Source organism: Streptomyces sp. NPDC048018 (assembly GCF_043202995.1).
Lineage (GTDB): Bacteria > Actinomycetota > Actinomycetes > Streptomycetales > Streptomycetaceae > Streptomyces.
This window is the reverse complement of record NZ_JBIDBK010000031.1, coordinates 1-1,433: the sequence shown is the minus strand read 5'-3', so window position 1 is coordinate 1,433 and position 1,433 is coordinate 1. Positions and strand designations below refer to the sequence as shown.

The 1,433-nt window shown below is 56.1% G+C and carries 1 rRNA gene; it reads right to left on the bottom strand.

The features are described 5' to 3' along the window. Positions 1-41 precede the first annotated feature (41 nt). Positions 42-1,433 (bottom strand): 23S ribosomal RNA (locus ACGF1Z_RS35580); the annotation flags it as partial.

The following is a 1,433-nucleotide window of genomic DNA, read 5'->3' as shown; positions in this document are numbered from 1 at the left end:
TGTTCGTTACTTCAGAACTAACACAGTGGACGCGAGCAACTGAGGACAAGCCCTCGGCCTATTAGTACCGGTCAGCTCCACCCATTACTGGGCTTCCACATCCGGCCTATCAACCCAGTCGTCTACTGGGAGCCTTACCCTCTCAAGGAGGTGGGAATACTCATCTCGAAGCAGGCTTCCCGCTTAGATGCTTTCAGCGGTTATCCCTCCCGAACGTAGCCAACCAGCCATGCCCTTGGCAGGACAACTGGCACACCAGAGGTTCGTCCGTCCCGGTCCTCTCGTACTAGGGACAGCCCTTCTCAATATTCCTACGCGCACAGCGGATAGGGACCGAACTGTCTCACGACGTTCTAAACCCAGCTCGCGTACCGCTTTAATGGGCGAACAGCCCAACCCTTGGGACCGACTCCAGCCCCAGGATGCGACGAGCCGACATCGAGGTGCCAAACCATCCCGTCGATATGGACTCTTGGGGAAGATCAGCCTGTTATCCCCGGGGTACCTTTTATCCGTTGAGCGACGGCGCTTCCACAAGCCACCGCCGGATCACTAGTCCCGACTTTCGTCCCTGCTCGACCCGTCGGTCTCACAGTCAAGCTCCCTTGTGCACTTACACTCAACACCTGATTGCCAACCAGGCTGAGGGAACCTTTGGGCGCCTCCGTTACCCTTTGGGAGGCAACCGCCCCAGTTAAACTACCCATCAGACACTGTCCCTGATCCGGATCACGGACCGAGGTTAGACATCCAGCACGACCAGAGTGGTATTTCAACGGCGACTCCACAACCACTGGCGTGGCCGCTTCACAGTCTCCCACCTATCCTACACAAGCCGAACCGAACACCAATATCAAACTGTAGTAAAGGTCCCGGGGTCTTTCCGTCCTGCTGCGCGAAACGAGCATCTTTACTCGTAGTGCAATTTCACCGGGCCTATGGTTGAGACAGTCGAGAAGTCGTTACGCCATTCGTGCAGGTCGGAACTTACCCGACAAGGAATTTCGCTACCTTAGGATGGTTATAGTTACCACCGCCGTTTACTGGCGCTTAAGTTCTCAGCTTCGCCCTGTCGAAACAGAGCTAACCGGTCCCCTTAACGTTCCAGCACCGGGCAGGCGTCAGTCCGTATACATCGCCTTACGGCTTCGCACGGACCTGTGTTTTTAGTAAACAGTCGCTTCTCGCTGGTCTCTGCGGCCACCCCCAGCTCACGGAGTAAATCCGATCACCAGACGTGGCCCCCCTTCTCCCGAAGTTACGGGGGCATTTTGCCGAGTTCCTTAACCATAGTTCACCCGAACGCCTCGGTATTCTCTACCTGACCACCTGAGTCGGTTTAGGGTACGGGCCGCCATGAAACTCGCTAGAGGCTTTTCTCGACAGCATAGGATCATCCACTTCACCACAATCGGCTCGGCATCAGGTCTCAG